Genomic DNA, 21,970 nt, shown 5'->3' on the forward strand with positions numbered 1-21,970 from the left:
ATTCCGTTTCGGAAGCATATGGGCTAAAGGGAAAATATGGCAAAGCGAGTCACTGGTCCCGAAATCGAAAAACTCATCCAGCTTCTGGCAAAGGTTCCGGGGCTGGGGCCGCGCTCGGCACGACGGGCGGCGCTGCACCTCATCAAGAAGAAAGAGCAAATCCTCGGGCCGCTTTCCCACGCCATGGGTGAAGCATATGACAAGGTGAAGATCTGCTCGCGCTGCGGCAATGTGGACACGGTCGACCCCTGCACCGTCTGCACCGATGTCAGCCGCGACCAATCCCTGCTGATCGTCGTGGAGGATGTTTCCGACCTCTGGGCGCTGGAGCGGGCGGGCGCAATGAATGCCGCCTATCACGTGCTCGGCGGCACGCTCTCGCCGCTCGACGGCATCGGGCCTGACGACCTCAATATCCGCGGGCTGATCGACCGGGTGAACGAGGGTACGATTCGCGAAATCATCATCGCGGTCAACGCGACGGTCGAAGGCCAGACGACGGCGCATTATATCACCGACCAGCTTTCCGGCATCGAGGTGAAGATCACCCGGCTTGCTCATGGCGTGCCGGTCGGTGGCGAACTCGACTATCTCGACGAGGGAACGCTGACGGCGGCCTTGAGGGCGAGGACGGTGATATAGCGTTGAAGAGGATGATGATGAGCAAGCGTACCGTCGAGCGAGCGATCGCATTGGTTTTCGCCATGATCGTGGCCCTCCTCTCCGTCCCCGCACTCGCCCAGAACCGCCCCGATGTTGAAAAACAGTTCCAGGGATGGATTGTCGGCGATCTGGGACCGGCAGCCAAAAAAGCCGGTATCTCCGAAAAGACGCTGAGGGCAGCGTTTCAGGGCGTCACGCTCAACTGGGATCTGCCTGACCTCGTGCCTCCCGGTACAACTCCGCCGAAGCACCAGGACCAAACTCAGGCGGAGTTTTCCTCGCCTGGCGCCTATTTCTCGGAGAAACGATTGCAGGGACTGGCCGCCACAGGCCGAGGCCTCGCCTCCACTCATGCGGCGGTGCTGAAGAAGATCGAAGCGACCTATGGCGTTCCCGGAGAGATCGTCGTCGCCATCTGGGGCCGCGAATCCGGCTTCGGAAGGGCGAAACTGCCCTATTCCGCCGTTCAGGTTCTTGCAACCAAAGCCTTCATGTCCACCCGCAAGGAGATGTTCCGCGACGAACTGATCGCCGCGCTGAAGATGATCGAACGGGGCGATGTCGATGCCGCGACCATGAAGGGCTCGTGGGCCGGCGCACTCGGTCAGCCGCAGTTCATGCCTTCCAGCTATCTGAAATACGCCGTCGATTTCGACAGGGACGGCCATCCGGACATCTGGAATTCCGTGCCGGATTCCCTCGCCTCGATCGCCCACTATCTCCAGAAGGAAGGATGGAGCCGAGGCCGTGACTGGGGTTTCGAGGTGACCATCCCCGAACGAGTCTCGTGCGCCCAGGAAGGCCCGGATCTCGCCAAGCCCATTTCGCAATGGGCCGCAACGGGAATTACCCGCATTTCGGGGAAAGACTTCCCCGCCGCTGATCTGAAAGCCTCCGGCATGATGCTCGTACCGGCCGGTCGGCACGGACCGGAATTTATCGTGACCCCGAATTTCTACGTGCTGAAGGAGTACAACAACTCCGATCTCTATGCGCTATTCATCGGCAATCTTGCCGACCGGATCGCCTCGGGGGCCGGCCCCTTCGCGGCACAATGGGACGACATAGGCAAGATGTTGCGTTCGGACGTGCTCGCCATGCAGAAGGCGCTGGTCGCCAAAGGCTATGACGTCGGCAATGTGGACGGTCTGCCCGGTTACAAGACCCGCCGTTCGCTCGGCGACTGGCAGGTGAAGAACGGCCTCGCCCCCACCTGCTACCCGCACCCGTCGCTCAAAGGCAAAATCCGCTAGAGGTTTCGTTTCAGGCCTTCGTGGCTGGCGACAAAGCCAAGTTTTTCGTAGAAGCGGATGGCATCCGGCCGCGCCTTGTCCGAGGTGAGTTGCACCAGCTTGCAGCCGCGTTCCCGAGCCATTTCCACCGCCCACTCGATGAATTGCGAGCCGAGCCCGCTGCCTCGCTCCCCGACCGAGATGCGCACGCTTTCAATCTGGCCGCGCCACATGCCGGTGCGGGACAGGCCCGGAATGAAGGAGAGCTGCAGGCAGCCGATCACCTGATCCGCTGAATCCACCGCGACCGCCAGAAGCTGGTTCTCATCGGCATCGATCGCCGCAAAGGCACGCTCATAGCGCGGATCGGTCGGGTGAGAGAGGATCTCCCGCGATTGCCCGAGCGGGTCGTCTGCCAGCAACGCGACGATAGCGGGAAGATCAAAATGGCGGGCTTTTCTGAAAAGGAACATGGTGGGCCGGTTAATGATGCAGGTCGGGGGGTGACTTGTGAAATACGTCGTCGTCCGGCGGAATCGTCTGCCGTTCGATCAGGCGATGGACGCGCGGGCCTTCTTTTTCGTGATGGAGCGCGCGGATCGCGTCCCAAACCTCGGCATCCGCCTGCGTGCGCCGCTGGTTGTGCCGCACGTAATCGGCCCAGGTCGCCGTATGGTAGGTCTCGGTCCAGATCTCCGGATGCTCGAGGTCGCGCATCAGGGCCCATTGCCGGGCGCCGTCGCGAATGCGGATCCGCCGCCTGCGTGACATCAGGGCAAGGAATTCCGGCACATCCTCGTCAGCGATGATGTAATCGATCAGCGACACGATCGGGCCGCTGCGAGGCTGCAGGTCGAGCCTCAATAGAGGCTCGTTGAACCGGTTGAGCGGATCGAGATTGAGGTCGCTGAGCTGCGGCAGGGGCGCTCGCATGCCGATCGCCGCACCGAGCAGCATCGCGAGGCTCGACAATGATAAAGCAACCGATACGTCAAAGCCTTCCGAGAGGATGCCCCATAGCCAACTGCCCCCGGCGATGCCGCCAAAGGCGGCCGTCTGGTAGAAGGAGAGCGCCCTGCCGACGACCCAGCGCGGCGTCGAGAGCTGCACCGTCGTGTTGAACAACGAGAGCGCCATGACCCAACAAGCACCGGGAACAAGAAGCACCGCAGTGCTGAGCCAGGTATTGGTGCTGAGCGCGAGAATGGCGGCGCTTGCGGCAAACCCCAGAAAGGAGAGGCGTACGATCGACTCGCTCGACAGTTTCTCGCGCAGCCTCGAGTTGCCCATCGCCCCAGCGATCGCCCCGACCCCGAAAGCACCCAGCATGACGCCGTAGGTGAGCGGGCCTCCCGCCACCAGATCGCGCGCCACAATCGGCAGAAGGGCGAGAATGGCGCTCGCCGAAAGGCCGAAGACCAGTCCCCGGAACAGGACGTTGAGGATGTTCGGCGACATCGCCACATAACCGAGCCCCGCCGAAAGCGCACGCAGCAACGTTTCCCGCGGCAGGGCATTGTCGCGGACAGGGGGCTTCCAACGAAAGAGCGCGTAGATCAGCGCGAAATAGCTGCATGCATTGACGGCGAAGGCGGCGGCGGCGCCTGCCGCTGCAACGATCGCGCCGCCAATGGCCGGGCCAAGGCTGCGGGTGATGTTGAAGCCCACGCTATTGATCGTCACGGCCGCAGGCAGCACCTCGCGGGGGACCATGTCGCCGACCGATGCCTGCCAGGAAGGGTTATTGAGCGCTACTCCGCAGCCGAGCAGGAAGGTAAACGCCAGGAGCAGCCAGGGCGTCAGCAGGTCGAAATAGGCACAGAGCGTGAGTATGACCGAAACCACGAGCATGAAGATCTGCGCCGTCAGCATCAGGTTGCGCCGATTGAAGTTATCGGCGAGAGCACCCGCGATCAGGGAGAAAAGCATGATCGGCAAGGCCGTCGAGGCCTGAACCAATGCGACCATATCCTGCGAATGGGAAATCGAGGTCATCATCCAGGCGGCGCCGACGGCCTGGATCAGCCCTCCGAAATTGGAGGCCAGGCTTGCTATCCAGATGGTCCTGAAGGTCTCGTGCCTGAAGGGTGCCAAGGTCGATATCCGGTCAGGCAATTTCCGTCCTCGTTTTTACTGCGTCGTCACGCAACCGTTATAGACGGGGCATATTCAAATTCCAGCAGCCAGGGGCAAAGAAACAGGCGACTCTTGCAATCCAGGGCATGAGGGCGTATATGCAGGCCATATTCTTGATCGTCCGATGAAGAGTGGGCCCGACCGGACCCGCTCTTTTTTGTTAGGCGGTCGGTTCAACCCGAATCCCGGCCAGGCCGGATTCGGCAATGATGCCGGAGAGCTTATGCCGCAAACCGAACACGAGCCGCGGCTCATCATCGAGACCGGGCTCGACCTCAGGATCGCCGAAATCATCGAGCCCGTGCTGATTTCCATGGATTTCCGGCTGGTTCGCGTTCGCCTGCTGAACCAGAACGGCCTGACGCTGCAGATCATGGCCGAGCGCAATGACGGGACCATGGATGTCGAGGGCTGCGAGGCCGTGTCCATGGCGATTTCGCCGGTCCTAGATGTGGAAGATCCGATCGATAAAGCGTATCATCTCGAAGTGTCCTCGCCGGGCATCGACCGCCCGATGGTCCGGAAATCGGATTTCACCCATTGGAAGGGCCATCTGGTCAAATGCGAAACGTCGATCATGATCGACAACCGCAAGCGGTTCCGCGGCAGGATCACGGAAGCGGACACGGAAGGGTTCACCCTCGAGCGGGACCAGGTCGCCTATGGCGAGGAACCGCGGGTGATAATCCCGTTTTCGGCACTGGCTGAGGCAAAGCTCATTCTGACCGACGATCTGATCCGCGACGCCCTTAAGGCAGACAAGCTTGCCAAAACTCAGGCAGCGAACCAGAACGACGAAGACGACGAATAACAGAAAAGATTAAGGGGCCTCGAGGAGAGGCCATACCTTTCGACCTACGGAGACCAACGACAATGGCAGTGAGTGCGAACCGGCTTGAACTTCTGCAGATCGCGGATGCAGTGGCGCGCGAAAAGGTCATCGACCGCGAAATCGTGCTGGCCGCGATGGCCGACGCCATCCAGAAGGCTGCCCGCTCCCGTTACGGCTCGGAAACAAATATCCGCGCCGACATCAACTCCAAGACCGGCGAAATCCGTCTGCAGCGCCTCTTGGAGGTGGTCGAGGCCGCTGAAGATTACGGCACGCAGATCCCGCTGGCACTGGCCCGCGACCGCAATCCAGATGCCAAGATCGGCGACTTCATTGCCGACCCGCTGCCGCCGATGGATTTCGGCCGCATCGCCGCGCAGTCGGCAAAGCAGGTTATCGTCCAGAAGGTTCGCGAAGCCGAGCGCGATCGGCAGTTCGACGAATTCAAGGACCGTGTCGGCGAAATCGTCAACGGCACCGTCAAGCGCGTCGAATACGGCAACGTCATCGTCGACCTCGGCCGTGGCGAGGGCATTATCCGCCGCGACGAAATGATCCCGCGAGAGAACATGCGCTACGGCGATCGCGTCCGCGCCTATGTCTACGACGTGCGCCGCGAGCAGCGCGGCCCGCAGATCTTCCTGTCGCGCACCCATCCGCAGTTCATGGTGAAGCTCTTCACCATGGAAGTGCCGGAAATCTACGACGGCATCATCCAGATCAAGTCGGTCGCCCGCGACCCCGGTTCTCGCGCCAAGATCGCCGTCATCTCGAACGACTCGTCGATCGATCCGGTCGGCGCCTGCGTCGGTATGCGCGGTTCGCGCGTCCAGGCCGTCGTCGGCGAATTGCAGGGCGAGAAGATCGACATCATTCCCTGGAGCCAGGATCCGGCGTCGTTCATCGTCAACGCGCTGCAGCCGGCCGAAGTCGCCAAGGTGGTTCTCGACGAGGATGCCGAGCGCATCGAAGTCGTGGTTCCGGACGAGCAGTTGTCGCTCGCCATCGGCCGCCGCGGCCAGAACGTCCGCCTCGCGTCGCAGCTTACCGGCTGGGACATCGACATCATGACCGAGCAGGAAGAGTCCGAACGCCGCCAGAAGGAATTCAACGAACGCTCCAACCTTTTCATGGAAGCGCTCGACGTGGACGAAATGATCGGCCAGGTGCTGGCGTCCGAAGGCTTCGCGCAGGTCGAGGAACTGGCTTATGTCGAGCTCGACGAAATTGCCTCCATCGAAGGTTTCGACGAAGACACGGCGACTGAAATCCAGACCCGCGCCCGGGAATATCTGGATCGCGTCGAGGCGGAGAACGATGCCAAGCGCAAGGAACTCGGCGTCTCCGACGAGTTGCGCCAGATCGACGGCCTGACGGCGCAGATGATGGTCGCCCTCGGCGAGGACGGCATCAAGACGATCGAGGATTTTGCCGGTTGTGCAGCCGACGATCTGGTCGGCTGGAGCGAACGCAAGGACGGCGAAACGAAGAAGTTCGAGGGCCTTTTCTCAAAGTTCGACGTTTCGCGGGTGGAAGCTGAAAACATGATCGTCCAGGCGCGTCTGCTGGCTGGCTGGATTACCGAAGAGGATCTTGCGCAGCAGCAGGAGGAGCAGGTCGAGGAGGCGGATACCGCCGAACAGGAATGATTCCGCTCGCAGGCGAGCCGGACAGCGACGATGACGGGCGGAGCGAGATTGTCGTGAATGACCGCACCTGCATCGTGACGCGCGAAAGCGGTTCGCCGGAGACGCTGATCCGCTTCGTTGCCGGCCCGGACGGGCGCGTCGTGCCCGACCTGAAGCGTCAGCTTCCGGGGCGCGGCTGCTGGGTCAAGGCTGACCGGGCTCTGGTTGACCGGGCGGTTCAGAAAAAGCTTTTCGCCCGGGCGCTGAAGACCGAGGCGAAAGCCGATGCCGATCTGGGTGCACTGGTGGACAGGCTGCTCGCAGCCGATCTTGTCGGCATGATGAACATGGCCCGCAAAGCGGGTCAGTTCGTTTCCGGCGCCATGAAGGTGGATGCCGCCGTCCGTGCGGGTGCCGCGCTTGCCGTCTTTCATGCGGCGGACGCTGCTGCCGATGGGGTGAGAAAGATAGATCAGGCCCGCAAGGCCTGGAAGCTCGGGACCAATGCCGAGGAAGATATTCCATCCTTTTCGCTCTTTACCGGAGCTGAATTGGACGAAGTGATGGGCCAGAATGCTTTTATCCATGCTTGCGCGCTTGCAGGGCAGGCGGGTGAGGGTGTAGTGAAGCGCGCAAACCTACTTGAACAGTACCGCACAGGCGGCCTGTCCCAAAAAAAGGATGTCGCCGACATGCCGAAGCAATGACGCGGTCACCGGCTTCAGCCGGACGCATAATCGAAATACATGAATTGAACGACAGGTTCTGATGGCTTTCATCTGTTCCTGTCCGAAGGAACAGGAACGGAATGACCGATAACAAAGACGACAAGACACTCGGCGTTAAGAAAACCCTTACACTGAAGCCAACGGGCGTAAGCCAGGGTACCGTGCGCCAAGACATGGGTCGCGGTCGCACAAAAGCCGTCGTGGTCGAGACGGTGAAACGCCGGCCGACCCGGCCGCTCGATGAGAAGCCGGTATTTGCGCCCGCAGCTCCGACGCCGAAACCTGTCGAAGCGGCACAGCCCGCGCCGCAGCCCGTCAATCCTCAGCCACGGATCCATCAACCCGCCCCTCAGGGTGGCCAGCGTCCGCTTCCCCAGCAAGGGCAACGCCCTTCGGCACCGCCGCCGCGTCAGCCGCAGCGTCCACAGGTGCTGCACGACCTCTCGGCAGGTGAAATGGAAGCCCGCCGCAGAGCGCTGGTTGAGGCCCAAGCCCGCGAAGTCGTGGAAGCCAAGCGTCGCGCCGAAGAAGACGAGCGCCGCCGGCTCGAAGATGAACGCCGTAGGGTCGAGGAGGCCGCCGAGGCCGCTCGCCGCGCAGCGGAAGCCGCGGCCGAACCCGCTAAGGAAGAGCCCGCCGCAGCTGCGGCTCCCGCCCCTGCGGTTGCCGAAAGGCCGGCAGAACGTGCCGCCACTCCGGCGGGTCGCCCGCAGGAGACGCGTCCATCGGCTCCCCGCCCATCTCCGGCGGCACCACCTGCAGGTCAGCCCGTCGTCGGTCGCGGCCGCAGGGCCGGCGAGGACGAAGAAGAGGAACGGGCTCCGGCTCGGGGCACTCCTGGCCGCGGCCGCGTTGCAGCGCCCGCACCAGCCAAAGTTCCTGCCCGACCGAAGGGCGAGGAAGACCGCCGCCGCGGCAAGTTGACGGTAACTACCGTCAGCGAGGACGACGAGGGCGGTGCTCGCGGTCGTTCGATGGCAGCCATGCGGCGCCGGCAGGAGAAATTCCGCCGCAGCCAGATGCAGGAACCGCGCGAAAAAGTCGTGCGCGAAGTCATTCTGCCTGAGACCATCACCATTCAGGAGCTGTCGCAGCGCATGTCCGAACGCGCCGTGGACGTCATCAAGTACCTGATGAAGGAAGGCCAGATGATGAAGCCGGGCGACGTCATCGACGCCGACCTTGCCGAACTCATCGCCGGCGAATTCGGCCACACCGTCAAACGCGTTTCGGAATCGGACGTCGAGGAAGGCATCTTCAACGTTGCAGACGACGAAGGCGAAATGGTTTCGCGCCCACCGGTGGTCACCATCATGGGTCACGTTGACCATGGCAAGACCTCGCTGCTCGACGCCATCCGTCACGCGAACGTGGTGGCAGGAGAGGCCGGCGGGATCACCCAGCATATCGGCGCTTACCAAGTCGAACAGAACGGCCAGAAGATCACGTTCATCGACACCCCCGGCCACGCCGCCTTTACAGCAATGCGTGCCCGTGGTGCGCAGGCGACCGACATCGCAATCCTCGTGGTTGCTGCCGACGACAGCGTGATGCCGCAGACGATCGAATCGATCAACCATGCCAAGGCGGCAGGCGTTCCGATCATCGTGGCGATCAACAAGGTGGACAAGCCAACGGCCGATCCGCAGAAGGTGCGCACGCAGCTTCTGCAGCACGAGGTTTTCGTGGAATCCATGGGTGGTGAGGTGCTCGATGTCGAAGTTTCGGCGAAGAACCACACCAACCTCGACAAGCTGCTTGAGGCGATCCTGCTGCAGGCCGAAATTCTCGATCTGAAGGCCAATCCGAACCGGACGGCCGAAGGTACGGTGATCGAAGCCCAGCTCGACCGCGGCCGCGGCTCCGTCGCAACGGTCCTCGTCCAGAAGGGTACTCTGAGACCCGGCCAGATCATCGTGGCCGGCGACCAGTGGGGTCGTGTCCGGGCGCTCGTCACCGACAAGGGCGAACACGTCAAGGAAGCCGGTCCTGCCATGCCTGTCGAAGTGCTTGGTCTTTCCGGCACGCCGGCGGCAGGCGACAAGTTCGCCGTCGTGGAGAACGAAGGCCGCGCCCGCGAGATTTCGGAATACCGCCAGCGTCTCGCCCGCGACAAGGCCGCGGCACGCCAGTCCGGCTCGCGCGGATCGCTCGAGCAGATGATGACGCAGCTGCAGGCCTCTGGCCTGAAGGAATTCCCGCTGGTCATCAAGGGCGACGTGCAGGGCTCTATCGAAGCGATCATTGGTGCGCTCGACAAGCTCGGCACGGACGAAGTCCGCGCCCGTGTCGTTCACTCGGGTGCAGGCGGGATCACCGAGTCGGATATCTCGCTTGCCGAGGCATCCAATGCGGCGATCATCGGCTTCAACGTCCGTGCCAACGCACAGGCGCGCGCCTTCGCCGAGCGTTCGGGCATCGAAATCCGCTACTACAACATCATCTATGATCTGGTGGATGACGTGAAGGCAGCGATGTCGGGCCTGCTGTCTCCGGAGCGTCGCGAGACCTTCCTCGGCAATGCCGAAATACTGGAGGTGTTCAACATCACCAAGGTCGGCAAGGTCGCTGGTTGCCGCGTCACCGAAGGCAAGGTCGAGCGCGGTGCGGGCGTCCGCCTCGTGCGCGACAACGTGGTCATTCACGAAGGCAAGCTCAAGACCCTCAAGCGCTTCAAGGACGAAGTGTCGGAAGTGCCGGTCGGTCAGGAGTGCGGTATGGCCTTCGAAAACTACGAAGACATTCGCGCCGGCGACGTCATCGAGTGCTTCCGCGTCGAGCACGTCACGCGCACCCTGTGACACTTGGCTACGAGCCTCAGCAACTTCAGGAGCCGTCCGTGATCTTCACGGGCGGCTTCTGGTATTTTGAGGATTCGGTACCGCATGAGGAACTGGGCGCGCAGGGCCGAGCTGCCGGCCTGACTTATAGAGAGCAGACGAAGGCAGGCCCACCACCGAGTCTTCTGCCGCAGCGACCTCTCCCTATGATGAGACTACAGATCGATACAGGCTGTTTACGGGGCCTGATACGCCGCCGCTGGATCAATCCTTTCAGAGATGCCAGTTCGAGCCCTTGACGGCACCGGCTGATGCTGTGGCAAAAATTTTCAGCTTCTATCGGAGCGCTCGTAACGGTAAGCAGGCCGTATCTGCATTTTCTGGCCTTTGAGGAGGACAACATGGCTGTTTCATTCGATCTGAGCGGCAAGACGGCAATCGTCACCGGCGCCAATACGGGGCTCGGACAGGCGATAGCCGTAGCGCTTGCTGGCGCAGGAGCGGACGTGGCGCTGGTGGGGCGGTCCTCGATGTCGGAGACTGAAGCGGCCATCGCCGCTGCCGGTGGCGGAAAAAGCTGCACCATCAAGGCGGACCTTTCGACGATCGAACCGGTTCAGGACGTGATCGACCAGACGATTGCCTGGACCGGCCGCGCCGATATTCTCATCAACAATGCCGGTATCATCCGACGGGCCGACGCAATCGATTTCAGCGAGGCCGACTGGGATGCGGTGATGGATGTGAATCTCAAAACCGTCTTCTTCCTCTCCCAGGCTTTCGCGCGTCGCCTGATCCGTGAAGGCAAGAGCGGCAAGATCATCAATATCGCTTCGCTACTCTCATTTCAGGGCGGCATTCGTATTCCCTCCTATACGGCCTCCAAGAGCGGCCTGGCCGGGCTGACGCGCCTGCTCGCCTGCGAATGGGCTGGCAAGGGCATCAACGTGAATGCGATCGCGCCTGGTTATTTCTCCACCAACAATACCGAAGCGCTTCGCAACGATCCCGATCGCAATTCGGCCATCCTCGGCCGCATCCCAGCAGGCCACTGGGGCCAGCCCGAAGAACTTGGCGGTGCGGCCGTTTTTCTGGCGTCGCCGGCTGCGGACTACGTCCATGGCGTGGTTCTGCCGGTCGATGGCGGCTGGCTGGCACGTTAAGGCATCCGCGCGGCCGCCGGGAGCAACCGGCGGACCAATAATCTCCCACTTAACGCCACCTACCCCGATGGGACAGCGGCCCACAGCGATTGCTGTCTCATCGGTCGCTGACGGCAATTGTGCCTCAGATGAATTTGATCGATTTTCTCAAGATTTATTAGTTGCCATTTCTAGTCATGTTTATTATCGGATAGCAGCATAATCGCGAAGTCAGGCGGCGGTGGTCGCCCGCTTCCGGTGTGCCATTTGTGGCGACGCCGATTCGCCCTCCGCCGATCGCGTTGTCGAACAGTCCGGAGTACCGCCTGCCATGCCTGTTACCCTGAAGCTCGCTTTTCACACGCGCCAGCCGAACAGGAGCCGGCTTCCCCTAACGCTGGCGATGCTGGTGCTGGCAGCTTCGACCGGCATGGCGCAAACTCCTGCCCCTGAGCCCCAGGCGCAGCCGGCACCTTCGCAGGCAACCACGACAGCGCCGCCGGTCCCCCAGGCGCCCGCGGATCCGGCAGCCGCAAGCCAGACCCCTCCAGTTCCCGCCATGCCGGCTTCCGAGGCCGGCGTGCCCGCCTCGCCTGCTAGTCAGGCACCCACCTCCGCCGGGACTGCGCCCGCCGCACCTGCTTCACAACAGCCGGTCGATATGCTCACCCAGCTCCTGGAGCCCGAACGCCGCCCGGACCTGCCTCATGACCTTTCTCCCTGGGGCATGTTCATGGCAGCTGACTGGGTGGTCAAAGGTGTGATGCTCGGCCTTGCCTTCGCCTCGCTGGTGACCTGGACCGTGTGGCTCGCCAAGACGCTGGAGCTTGCCGGAGCGCGTGCCCGTGCAGCCAGGACGCTGAAGACCATCCGCTCATCCCGCACGCTTTCTGAGGCGGTCAACGCAGCCGGGAGCCGTGGCGGCCCGGCCGCCCTCATGCTGCGTGCGGCAGCCGAGGAGATGGAGCTTTCCGAAGCCGCGCTGGACCACGTCCATGGCGAGGGCGTGAAGGAACGCGTGGGATCGGCACTGTCGCGCATCGAAGCCTATGCGGGCCGCCGCATGTCGCGCGGTACGGGCGTACTCGCGACGATCGGCTCCACTGCGCCGTTCGTCGGCCTCTTCGGCACCGTCTGGGGCATCATGAACTCCTTCATCGGCATTTCCCAGTCGAACACGACCAATCTCGCGGTCGTCGCACCGGGCATTGCCGAGGCCCTGCTCGCGACCGCGATCGGCCTCGTCGCCGCCATTCCGGCCGTGGTCATCTATAACGTCTTCGCCCGGTCCATCACGGGTTACCGTCAGCTTCTGGCGGATGCGGCGGCCGGCGTCGAACGGCTGGTCAGCCGCGATCTCGACTTTCGAAAAATCCCTCCGGGAGGCCGCAAGGTTCCCGTGTCGCTGGTGGCTGGAGGCTGATCGATCATGGCCGGCGGCATCCGCGAACATCACGGCGACGAGCTTTCCGAAAATCACGAGATCAACGTGACGCCGTTTATCGACGTCATGCTGGTTCTGCTGATCATCTTCATGGTGGCCGCCCCGCTCGCGACGGTCGACGTCAACGTCGATCTCCCGGCCTCCACAGCCAAGCCTGCCGAGCGCCCGGACGAACCGCTTTATCTGACGGTCAAGGAAGACCTTAGCCTCAACATCGGCAACGATGCGGTGGCACGCGAGCAGCTTGCTGCATCACTCGACCGGATGACGGAAGGCAACAAGGACACGCGCATCTTTCTGCGCGCCGACAAGGCGGTCGACTACGGCCAATTCATGGAGGTCATGAACCTGCTTCGCGATGCCGGCTATCTTAAGATCGCGCTGGTCGGTCTCGAAACCCTGCCGGCGCCACAAGCTCCGGCGGCTTCTCCGACCGGCGACGGGCAAGCGCCGGTCGCAGTTCCACAGGCGCAGCCCACCGCTCCCGCAGCGGGAGGCAATCCATGAGCCTCGTCGTCTCGCAGACAGGTCCTGGCGGACGCGTCGGCGAGCTGGCGCTCTGGGCTCTCGCCGGGCTGATCATGCTCACCGTGCATGTCGGCAGCGCAGCCTATCTGCTCAAGGAAGAGCCGGATGCGGCGGCCGACAACGCGCCGCCTGCTGCGATCATGATCGAGCTGGCGCCAGAGCCGGAAGCCGTCAAAACCGAAGAAGAACAGATTTCGCCGGATACTCGGGATCAAGAGATAGTCGAGAGCGAGCAGGTGGAGCCGGTCGAGGAACCTCAGCCCGAGCCCGAGCCAACGCCGGAACCAACCGTGGAACAGGCTCCGGAACCGGTCGAGCCTCCGCCGCAGGAGATTGCGGAGCCGGTTGAACCCGCGCCCCCCGAACCTGTGATCGAGGAACCTCTGCCGGAGCCACAGCCTACGCCCGAGGTTACCGAAACCATTCCCGAGCCGATCCCGGAGCCGGTCGAGGAGATCGACCCCATCGAGCAGCAGATGACCGCGGCGCTGGAAAATGTCGAAGTGCCTTTGCCAATGATGCGGCCCGAACCGCCTCCGGCCGAAAAACCGGAGGAGGCAAAGAAGCCTGAGCCGAAGAAAGAGCCAGTCAAGAAGGTTGAGAAGCCGAAGCGGCAGCAACAGCAGGCGCGTCAGGAGATGGCCGAGGCAAAGATTCAGGCCAAGGAGTCCGACCGGACGGCCGCGAGCCAAACCTCTACCGGCTCCATAGCGCCGTCAGTTTCTCCGGCGAAGTGGAAATCGCGCGTGCAGGCCAAGATCGCCAGAAATGCACGCAAGTGCCCGGGCAACAGCACGGGCAGCACCACCGTGCGTTTCAATTTCGATGGCGGCGGAGCTGTCACCAATGTCTCGGTATTGCGGTCATCTGGCGACGCGGCGATCGACAATTACATCGTTTCGGCCGTGCGGCGCGCTTCTCCGATCCCTGCTCCGCCGACCGGAGTGGCAAGTTATCTCGATCAGCCGCTGACCTGCGAATAACGATCGGCTATATGCGGAATATCCTTCGCTGATCTGATCCCGGATATTCCATAAATGCATATGCCTCTCAAAGACGCCCAAACGCTGGTTCAAACCGCCTTCGAAACCAATGGCGTTCTGCCCGAAACCGCGCGATCCGTCGCGCATGCGCTGGTGCAGGCGGAAGCGGCAGGGCAATATGGGCACGGGCTGCGCCGCGTACCCGCCTATATCGGTCAGGTCCGCAGCGGCAAGGTGGACGGCGGGGCACGATATGTCGCTTCCCGTCCCCGGCCAGCAGTGCTCACCGTCGATGCCGCGCTCGGTTATGCCTATCCGGCCTTCGACCTCGCCGTGGAGCGGCTCCCGGAGATAGCCAGAGAGCAAGGGATTGCCCTTGGCCTCATCCATCGCTCGCATCATGCCGGCGTGATGGCGCTGACGGTGGAACGTTTTGCCCTGCAAGGCCTCACAGCGCTGATGTTTGCCAATGCCCCCGCTTCCATGGCCGCCTGGGGCGGAAAGAAGCGGCTCTTCGGCACCAATCCGATCGCATTCGCGACGCCCGTCGCAAATGACGATCCGCTGGTCATCGATCTGGCGCTTTCCACCGTTGCGGCAGGCAAGATCATGGCTGCGCGGCAGAAAGGCGAGGCCATTCCCGAAGGCTGGGCTTTTGACGCCAAGGGCATTCCCACCACGGACCCGACTGAAGCATTAAAAGGCTTCATCGCACCGTCCGGAGGCGCCAAGGGAGCAGCGTTGGCACTGATGGTGGAAATCCTGGCTGCCGGGCTGACCGGATCGAGCTTTTCCTTCGAGGCGAGCTCGTTCATGGAAGAGAAGGGCTCACCGCCTTCTGTCGGCCAGATGCTTGTTGTCATCGACCCGGCCGCCGGAAGCGCATCGGCCGGAGAAAGGATCGCTGAACTGGCGAGAGAAATGGTCTCGGAAGAGGGCGTTCGCCTGCCAGGCCGTCGGGGCCAGAACGCCCGCCGCGAGGCGATTGAACACGGCCTTCATATCGATGATGAAGTCCTCGCCTCGATCACGTCGCTACTTTAGGCGCGAAAACGGCAAGCCGGAAGAGATCGAAGGAAGCGGGAGGCTGAAAATGAAAAAGCCTGGCGCGGGAGGAGGTGCGCCAGGCTTTAAACTTGATCGACAACTGGGAGGAGGAGGATGTTGTCGATCCGTACCAAGCGACACTGGGAGGAGGAGTGCGTCGCTCGATGACCAAAGATATAGGCTAATCGTTTAAGCGCGCCAAGTCATCTTGTTGCAATGCAGCAATGCGCATAGCGCAGAGCTGAGCATTTGCTCTTGTTCCAGATGGTCGCTCATGAACCCTGAAAGAAACCACTGCATTCCAAGCCTCTAGACATCGTAGCGCCGCTCTCGAAAACATGATGTATAGCGAATCGACGAAACGGAAAGGCGTACGGAGGCAGCAATGGCGGAAATTCGATATCACGAGGGAGATATTTCCCCGGCAGACGCGGCCCGTTATACGGGATCAATCGCTATCGACACGGAAACGCTGGGCCTCGTACCCCGCCGCGACCGCCTCTGCGTCGTACAACTCTCTCCCGGGGACGGTTCGGCAGACGTGATCCGCATAGCGGCCGGCCAGACGGAGGCGCCCCACCTCGTCGCCCTGCTCGCAGATCCGGTTCGCCAGAAGATCTTCCACTACGGCCGGTTCGATATCGCCGTTCTCTTCCAGACGTTCGGCGTCACGACAACACCCGTCTTCTGCACCAAGATCGCCTCCAGGCTGACGCGCACCTATACCGACCGGCATGGCTTGAAGGACAATCTCAAGGAACTGCTCGATATCGACGTTTCCAAGGCGCAGCAGCAATCCGACTGGGCCGCTGAGATATTGTCCGTGGCTCAACTCGAATATGCCGCATCCGACGTGCTGCATCTGCACGCACTGCGCGACAAGCTGAACGAGCGGCTCATCCGCGACAACCGAAGTGAACTGGCCAAAGCCTGCTTCGAATTCCTGCCGACGCGGGCCAAGCTGGATCTGCTGGGCTGGGAAGAAACGGATATCTTCGCGCATAGCTGATGGAGCAGCACGTTCCAGAACGCCGGCCGCAGCACGAGACCGGTCCTTATCTCGAGCCGCTGCGGCTGGCCATCCGCCGGGCGTTGGCCCCTCTTCCGTGGTGGCTTTCGGAATTCATACTGTTCGGGCTGAAACAGGCATGGGCGTGCCTCTTCGCCGCGATCATGCTTGGCCTGATCCTGTTGACGAAGCTCGCGTGGCAGCCCGAATGGCCGCTTCATCGTTACGACTTCCTCTTTCTTTCGGCCCTGGTAATCCAGGTTCTCTTCCTGCGCCTCAAGATGGAAAGCCTGGATGAGGCCAAGGTCATCCTGGTCTATCACCTCACCGGCACCGTCATGGAAATATTCAAGGTGCAGATGGGATCGTGGGCCTATCCGGAACCGTCGATCATCCAGATCGCCGGCGTGCCGCTGTTCTCCGGCTTCATGTACGCTTCGGTAGGCTCGTTCATGGCCAGGACGATCCGCGTATTCGACATGCGGTTCACGCGCTACCCGCCCATGTGGCAGACATATCTGCTCGCACTTGCGATCTACATCAACTTCTTCAGCCATCACTATCTGCCCGACATTCGGTACGTGCTTTTCGCAATGACGGTGATCGTCTTCCGACGGGTGAACATCCACTTCACGACCGACCGGACGACACTCCATATGCCGCTGGTCGCTGCCGCGTTCTTCTCATCGATCTTCCTGTGGTTGGCGGAAAATATCGGAACGATCACCGGCACATGGATCTACCCGACGCAGAAGGCCTGGCATGTGGTCTCGTTCGGAAAGCTCGGATCCTGGTATCTGCTTCTCTTCGTCAGCTTCGTTCTGGTAACCCTTGTCGTGAAGCCGCGGCCACCAGCAGAGCTGGAACAAACACCGGATCGGTAGCTTCTCGTTAACCCTCGGCAGCTATTTTTACCAACGGTGTATCTTCCAACGAGACCGGCCAATGTTGCTTCCCACCCAGCAGACCTATGGGCTTGCCGCGACCAACGTGATGCAGTCGATGCTCGAAAGCGTCGAGGAGCAGCGTAGGAAAGAGGAAGCGGAGCGCACGGGCAAGGAGCGGGACCCGATCGCCGAGGCGCGCATCAGCGCCAGCGAAGACGCCAAGCGCGCTAATGAAAAGATAGCTTCCGCCCTTTTCGGCGCCAGTCGGACAGATCCGAACGAACTGAAGATCGAACTTGTCGACCGCCTGGCTGCTAAGCTCGGTATCGACACCGAGGAGGCGCGCTCCTCCTACCGGCTCGGCAAGGCGCTGGAAGACGCGCTCAAATCCATGATGCCGGACGAGGTCAGCGAGCTTGCGGACTACCTGGGTCTCGACGACCTGGGTATCACCATGGATACTCTGCTCGCCGCGATCAAGAATCCCTATGGGGACGCCAACGCGCGATTGGTGGAAGGCCTGACACGAAAGGCCAATGGCGGCAAACTGGGCACAGAGGTCGAGAGGGTTGTTCAGCGTCTTGAGGATGTGGCGGACCCGAAGACGCTTGAAGAGCTGAAGCTCGGCCCCCAGGGTTACGATCCCACGCGGGTGGAGGACCAGGAAACCCGGGCAGAACGAGCGGAATACATCGAGGCAGCAGAGGCCGGCAAGAAGCTCGAGGACGTTCAGAAGGTCCAGGACCTCATCGAAGAGAAGAACGACAAGACTGCCGAAGAGCTCGATAGCGATGGCTCCCAGCCTGCTACGGGAACGGACGACACCACCCTGCTCGCCGTTTTTGCCGCCGCGGCGGAGCAGATCGCAAATTCCGATGTGGAAGATGCAGGGGAAAATTCCGCCGACGCGGAGAGCACCTCCACCACCGAAGCTCTGAAGGACGAGGCTCCCGCGAGTGAAATTGCGGCCGATGCGTCCCTCGAGGCTATCAGCGAGAAGACCCTCGAGACCTCCGCCGACATCCTGTCCATCCATATCGACGATATCGGCATTTACGAACTGTTGAAAAAGAAGTTGGCTGCGTGACCTTCAACTAATCCGTATTCCCCTCAATTGCATCAGTTAGGGTCATTTCATTCAGCACGCATGAATGAAATCGTCGAGTCGTTAGCAAAACGTTAACCCTTTAGCTCCAAACTGTCTTCCATATATCGGCATTGGAAACGCCATGAGGCGTTACGGTCGCAGCGCCGCTACGTTGCGAAAACACGAGAACCGCTTCGCCGAGCTGCCCTGTCGTCGCAATCAGACATGGAGGGGACGATGCTGCCTCCGGTTCGTGCCGCGTTAAGCTCATCCGTCGACTATCACGCGCCATCGCAACAGCCGTTGCAGCGCCAGCGGATCGACGTTGCCAACAGTTCCCCAAATATCGATCCGCCCGTCTCGGCACCTTTGTCCGGTGGCCGCCTGGACATCCTGTCGCTCTCGGCTCAACTTCAGCTCGCTCAGGGCTTTTCCGTCTTCGCCGAAACCATCGGCAAATTGATCAAGCTGCCCCGCCGCGAAGGGGAAGCTCTTCTCGATTATGCGCAACGCCTTTCCGAAGCCGTCAGGGCCATGAATCCCGCCGAGAGAGCGGCCCTGGAACGTATCCTTAATCAGCTCGTCAAAGGCGTCACGCTTCGCTTGCTGGCGGAAATTCTCAACAATCCTGCCGGACCGGACGCAGCGCGTTTCGCCATGCGGATGGAGGCTGCGCAGCTGCTCGACCGCGACCTCGCTGCCAGGGCGGTGGTGAGTTCCTATCGGCAGAACGCCGGTGTCGAACAGCCGCCAGGCCTGCTCCCGCAACAAACAGCTTCGGCACAGGTGCCTGCCGAACCTCCAGCATCCACATCAACGGCAGCGGAGGAACCACGGACAGCGCAGGATGACGCAAACGGCACCCTAGGCGCTGCCGAGGTTGCAGAGGCGGACATTTTACAAAGTTCGGAGGCGGACAGGCCGGAGGGACCCGCGCAGATCGCAGGGGAGCCCGACGCCGATGCGGCCGAAGTCCATGAGGGACTGGCTGCGCTTGCTTCCGAGACAGAGGAACTCCGGCAGCCCCCTGCGGACGGCGATAGCCTCGCCATCCATACGGACACCGGGATTGAACAGGAAATCCCGCTGGAGCCCGCCGAAGGCGATACGCCTGATCTTGCGACACCCTTTCCGGAAGAAGAAGCCGCAGTGTCGAGTGGCAGCCGGCGACCCGAAAGCCCTCAATCAAGCGCGCGGCCCGAAACCCTGGCGGACAGGCGGGGATCCGCGCCTGTCTTCTATGACGGCCCGGCGCTTGCCCGACTTTCCCAAAGAGATCCGAGGCAGCCAGTGCCCGCGGATACGCCTCGTAGCGACAGGACATCAACCGCAGTCGTGACAGGGTGGCTTGCCGAGGTCTTTGCTGAAGGCAATACCGATCTCCTGGAGCTTCTACCGCTTGCTGCCGAACCTTCTCCCGAACAACAGGCATTGGAGGAGCTGCTCGACAGCGAAATCCCAGGACAGTCTGCAGCCGAGGCGGACGAGACGGCCAGCGGGTTCCTGGCCGGACGGACAAACCGGACTTCCGATGTCCGGGAAGACGCTGCTCCTGCCGGCAGGCCGGCAGCCGCAGCTTCGAACGCCAGCACTCAAGCTGCCGATACGGCGGCAGATATCGCCGACCAAATGTCACTTCCATTGGTACAGCCACAGGTTTTCCGTGACGGCGTGCCGCTTCCCTACGTCCCTTATCCGCCGGAGGAACGCGAGCGGGATCCCGAAGAGCGAAAGACCCGAGCCGTATCGGCAACGGACGAGGATGCCGAGCAGCAGCATTCGCCGGGCGAACAGGCTTTCGAGGAAGATCATGCGACGGAAGATTCCGGCGAAGACGCTGAAGACAGTCCTCCCGGGGACGATGCCGAGGACGAAGGGCGAGCGAACGACTTTTACTGGCGTATGGCCGGTTGGGCCTGATCCTCGGATTCGTCCCAGGACGAGATGACAATTAATGGGCATAAAAAAGCCGCCGGACTTTCGATCCGGCGGCTTCTTATGTTCTAAGAGGCGTCGATTACTCGTTGTTGCCGCGGTTCTTCAGAGCCGCGCCGAGAATATCGCCAAGCGAAGCGCCGCTATCGGACGAACCGAACTGAGCAACGGCTTCCTTCTCTTCTGCGATCTCGAGAGCCTTGATCGACAGCATCACCTTGCGGTCCTTCTTGGACCAGTTGACGACGCGGGCGTCGAAAACCTGGCCGACCGAGAAACGCTCCGGACGCTGATCGTCGCGATCGCGTGCCAGGTCGTTGCGGCGGATGAAGGAGGTGATGTCTTCGTGGTTGACGAGCTTCACTTCGACGCCACCGTCGTTGACGGCGATGACTTCGCACGAAACGACAGCGTTCTTACGCAGTTCGCCGGAAGCGGCAGCTTCGCCGACCGCATCACGGCCGAGCTGCTTGATGCCGAGCGAGATGCGCTCCTTGTCCACGTCCACATCAAGAACGACAGCCTTGACGACGTCGCCCTTGTTGTACTCCTCGATAACCTGTTCGCCCGGACGGTTCCAGTCGAGGTCGGAGAGGTGAACCATGCCGTCGACATCGCCTTCGAGGCCGATGAACAGGCCGAATTCGGTCTTGTTCTTGACTTCGCCTTCAACTTCAGTGCCGGCCGGATGGCTGTAGGCGAATGCCTGCCACGGGTTTTCCAGCGTCTGCTTGAGGCCGAGCGAGATACGGCGCTTGGACGGATCGACTTCGAGAACGACAACGTCGACTTCCTGGCTTGTGGACAGGATCTTGCCGGGATGTACGTTCTTCTTGGTCCAGGACATTTCGGAAATGTGGATCAGGCCTTCGATGCCCGGCTCCAGCTCGACGAATGCACCGTAGTCGGTGATGTTCGTGACGGTGCCGGAAATCTTCTTGCCGACCGGGTACTTGGCCGAGATGCCATCCCACGGATCCGACTCGAGCTGCTTCATGCCGAGCGAGATACGGTGGGTTTCCTGGTTGATGCGGATGATCTGAACCTTGACCTGCTGGCCGATGTTCAGGATTTCCGACGGATGGTTGACGCGGCGCCATGCCATGTCGGTGACGTGCAGCAGGCCGTCGATGCCGCCGAGGTCAACGAACGCACCGTAATCGGTGATGTTCTTGACGACGCCGTCAACAACCTGGCCTTCTTCGAGGTTCTGAACGATTTCAGAACGCTGCTCGGCACGCGACTCTTCGAGAACCGTGCGGCGCGAAACAACGATGTTGCCGCGGCGCTTGTCCATCTTGAGGATTTCGAAGGGCTGCGGGTTGTGCATCAGCGGGGTGACGTCGCGGATCGGACGGATGTCGACCTGCGAACGCGGCAGGAAGGCAACGGCGCCGTCGAGATCGACGGTGAAGCCACCCTTGACCTGGTTGAAGATGACGCCTTCGACACGTTCGCCAGCTTCGAACTTGGCTTCGAGCTTGACCCAGCTTTCTTCGCGGCGAGCCTTCTCACGGGAAAGAACCGCTTCGCCGAGAGCGTTTTCGATGCGCTCGACATAAACTTCGACTTCGTCGCCGACCTTCAGCGAACCGTCTTTGCCCTTGGCGCCAAATTCCTTCAGCGCGATGCGGCCTTCGACCTTGAGGCCGACGTCAACGACCGCAACATCCTTCTCGATCGCCGTCACAATGCCCTTGGCAACATAGCCTTCGGCCAGATCGGTCTTGGAAAAGGATTCTTCGAGGAGGGCTGCGAAGTCCTCCCGCGTGGGGTTAGATACTGCCATGAAATCTCCTAGAGTGCCTTGTTCTCAAGGCACATAAGCGCCGGGGGTTGGTGTTGTTCATGCCTGGGCATCAGGTCCGCCTCTCTGTTTCAAGAGGCAAATCCGGCGCGGGGACCGATC

18 protein-coding genes are annotated in these 21,970 nt (G+C 61.6%); 15 read left to right on the plus strand and 3 right to left on the minus strand.

The annotated features are described in order from the left end of the window. Nucleotides 1-36 precede the first annotated feature (36 nt). Complete coding sequence (gene recR, locus EDE09_RS17225; protein ID WP_105373628.1) at nt 37-642, plus strand: recombination mediator RecR; 606 nt, start codon at nt 37-39, stop codon at nt 640-642. A 17-nt stretch (nt 643-659) separates the two neighbouring features. Further along, entirely contained in the window at nt 660-1,916 is a 1,257-nt protein-coding gene (locus EDE09_RS17230; protein WP_245505183.1) for a lytic murein transglycosylase, read from the plus strand. Here EDE09_RS17230 and EDE09_RS17235 read toward each other — a convergent pair. Further along, nucleotides 1,913-2,368, minus strand: coding sequence for a GNAT family N-acetyltransferase (locus tag EDE09_RS17235; RefSeq protein ID WP_112796288.1), 456 nt, complete (start codon nt 2,366-2,368; stop codon nt 1,913-1,915). The genes EDE09_RS17230 and EDE09_RS17235 overlap by 4 nt on opposite strands. A gap of 10 nt (nt 2,369-2,378) precedes the next feature. Then, a complete protein-coding gene (locus EDE09_RS17240) occupies nt 2,379-4,010 on the minus strand; it encodes an MFS transporter (RefSeq protein ID WP_112796287.1) in 1,632 nt (543 codons plus the stop codon). A gap of 244 nt (nt 4,011-4,254) precedes the next feature. Here EDE09_RS17240 and rimP point away from each other — a divergent pair, with 244 nt between their 5' ends. The 13 genes from rimP (at nt 4,255) to EDE09_RS17305 (ending at nt 20,046) form a co-directional block, all read left to right on the plus strand. Beyond that, the gene (rimP, locus tag EDE09_RS17245) at nt 4,255-4,842 is read left to right on the plus strand and encodes a ribosome maturation factor RimP (RefSeq protein WP_112796469.1); all 588 of its coding nucleotides are present in this window, start codon (nt 4,255-4,257) and stop codon (nt 4,840-4,842) included. Between the two features lie 62 nt (nt 4,843-4,904). Further along, a complete protein-coding gene (gene nusA, locus EDE09_RS17250) occupies nt 4,905-6,512 on the plus strand; it encodes a transcription termination factor NusA (protein ID WP_105373624.1) in 1,608 nt (535 codons plus the stop codon). Continuing rightward, nucleotides 6,509-7,198 (plus strand): RNA-binding protein, encoded by a 690-nt coding sequence (locus EDE09_RS17255; protein WP_112796285.1) that lies wholly within the window; start codon nt 6,509-6,511, stop codon nt 7,196-7,198. The genes nusA and EDE09_RS17255 overlap by 4 nt, the downstream gene beginning before the upstream one ends. Before the next feature lie 101 nt (nt 7,199-7,299). Next, entirely contained in the window at nt 7,300-10,020 is a 2,721-nt protein-coding gene (gene infB, locus EDE09_RS17260) for a translation initiation factor IF-2 (RefSeq protein WP_112796283.1), read from the plus strand. Between the two features lie 380 nt (nt 10,021-10,400). Continuing rightward, on the plus strand, nt 10,401-11,162 hold the full coding sequence (gene kduD / locus EDE09_RS17265; RefSeq protein ID WP_112796281.1) for a 2-dehydro-3-deoxy-D-gluconate 5-dehydrogenase KduD: 762 nt from the start codon (nt 10,401-10,403) through the stop codon (nt 11,160-11,162). 310 nt (nt 11,163-11,472) lie between these two features. After that, a complete protein-coding gene (gene exbB / locus EDE09_RS17270; RefSeq protein ID WP_112796278.1) occupies nt 11,473-12,564 on the plus strand; it encodes a tonB-system energizer ExbB in 1,092 nt (363 codons plus the stop codon). 6 nt (nt 12,565-12,570) lie between these two features. Continuing rightward, entirely contained in the window at nt 12,571-13,092 is a 522-nt protein-coding gene (gene exbD, locus EDE09_RS17275; protein ID WP_105373620.1) for a TonB system transport protein ExbD, read from the plus strand. After that, entirely contained in the window at nt 13,089-14,096 is a 1,008-nt protein-coding gene (locus EDE09_RS17280) for a TonB family protein (protein WP_112796275.1), read from the plus strand. Before exbD ends, EDE09_RS17280 begins: the two co-directional genes overlap by 4 nt. Nucleotides 14,097-14,150: 54 nt before the next feature. Beyond that, nucleotides 14,151-15,140, plus strand: a complete 990-nt coding sequence (locus tag EDE09_RS17285) for an Ldh family oxidoreductase (RefSeq protein WP_112796273.1) — start codon at nt 14,151-14,153, stop codon at nt 15,138-15,140. Nucleotides 15,141-15,528: 388 nt separating this feature from the next. Further along, nucleotides 15,529-16,152 (plus strand): ribonuclease D, encoded by a 624-nt coding sequence (locus EDE09_RS17290; protein WP_105373617.1) that lies wholly within the window; start codon nt 15,529-15,531, stop codon nt 16,150-16,152. Next, nucleotides 16,152-17,036 (plus strand): DUF817 domain-containing protein, encoded by an 885-nt coding sequence (locus EDE09_RS17295; RefSeq protein ID WP_112796271.1) that lies wholly within the window; start codon nt 16,152-16,154, stop codon nt 17,034-17,036. Before EDE09_RS17290 ends, EDE09_RS17295 begins: the two co-directional genes overlap by 1 nt. A 61-nt stretch (nt 17,037-17,097) precedes the next feature. Next, the gene (locus tag EDE09_RS17300) at nt 17,098-18,126 is read left to right on the plus strand and encodes a hypothetical protein (RefSeq protein ID WP_112796269.1); all 1,029 of its coding nucleotides are present in this window, start codon (nt 17,098-17,100) and stop codon (nt 18,124-18,126) included. Nucleotides 18,127-18,363: 237 nt separating this feature from the next. Next, a complete protein-coding gene (locus tag EDE09_RS17305) occupies nt 18,364-20,046 on the plus strand; it encodes a hypothetical protein (RefSeq protein WP_112796267.1) in 1,683 nt (560 codons plus the stop codon). Between the two features lie 97 nt (nt 20,047-20,143). Here EDE09_RS17305 and rpsA read toward each other — a convergent pair whose 3' ends face one another. Further along, on the minus strand, nt 20,144-21,850 hold the full coding sequence (gene rpsA / locus EDE09_RS17310) for a 30S ribosomal protein S1 (protein WP_105373613.1): 1,707 nt from the start codon (nt 21,848-21,850) through the stop codon (nt 20,144-20,146). Between the last annotated feature and the right edge of the window lie 120 nt (nt 21,851-21,970).

This window comes from Neorhizobium sp. S3-V5DH (genome assembly GCF_004343065.1).
Classification (GTDB): Bacteria; Pseudomonadota; Alphaproteobacteria; order Rhizobiales; family Rhizobiaceae; genus Neorhizobium; species Neorhizobium huautlense.

Coding starts and splice junctions, on each gene's coding strand:
- recR (WP_105373628.1), top strand. CDS start 37: ATGGCAAAGCGAGTCACTGGTCCCGAAATCGAAAAACTCATCCAGCTT.
- EDE09_RS17230 (WP_245505183.1), top strand. CDS start 660: ATGAGCAAGCGTACCGTCGAGCGAGCGATCGCATTGGTTTTCGCCATG.
- EDE09_RS17235 (WP_112796288.1), bottom strand. CDS start 2,368: ATGTTCCTTTTCAGAAAAGCCCGCCATTTTGATCTTCCCGCTATCGTC.
- rimP (WP_112796469.1), top strand. CDS start 4,255: ATGCCGCAAACCGAACACGAGCCGCGGCTCATCATCGAGACCGGGCTC.
- nusA (WP_105373624.1), top strand. CDS start 4,905: ATGGCAGTGAGTGCGAACCGGCTTGAACTTCTGCAGATCGCGGATGCA.
- EDE09_RS17255 (WP_112796285.1), top strand. CDS start 6,509: ATGATTCCGCTCGCAGGCGAGCCGGACAGCGACGATGACGGGCGGAGC.
- infB (WP_112796283.1), top strand. CDS start 7,300: ATGACCGATAACAAAGACGACAAGACACTCGGCGTTAAGAAAACCCTT.
- kduD (WP_112796281.1), top strand. CDS start 10,401: ATGGCTGTTTCATTCGATCTGAGCGGCAAGACGGCAATCGTCACCGGC.
- exbB (WP_112796278.1), top strand. CDS start 11,473: ATGCCTGTTACCCTGAAGCTCGCTTTTCACACGCGCCAGCCGAACAGG.
- exbD (WP_105373620.1), top strand. CDS start 12,571: ATGGCCGGCGGCATCCGCGAACATCACGGCGACGAGCTTTCCGAAAAT.
- EDE09_RS17280 (WP_112796275.1), top strand. CDS start 13,089: ATGAGCCTCGTCGTCTCGCAGACAGGTCCTGGCGGACGCGTCGGCGAG.
- EDE09_RS17285 (WP_112796273.1), top strand. CDS start 14,151: ATGCATATGCCTCTCAAAGACGCCCAAACGCTGGTTCAAACCGCCTTC.
- EDE09_RS17290 (WP_105373617.1), top strand. CDS start 15,529: ATGGCGGAAATTCGATATCACGAGGGAGATATTTCCCCGGCAGACGCG.
- EDE09_RS17295 (WP_112796271.1), top strand. CDS start 16,152: ATGGAGCAGCACGTTCCAGAACGCCGGCCGCAGCACGAGACCGGTCCT.
- EDE09_RS17300 (WP_112796269.1), top strand. CDS start 17,098: ATGTTGCTTCCCACCCAGCAGACCTATGGGCTTGCCGCGACCAACGTG.
- EDE09_RS17305 (WP_112796267.1), top strand. CDS start 18,364: ATGCTGCCTCCGGTTCGTGCCGCGTTAAGCTCATCCGTCGACTATCAC.
- rpsA (WP_105373613.1), bottom strand. CDS start 21,850: ATGGCAGTATCTAACCCCACGCGGGAGGACTTCGCAGCCCTCCTCGAA.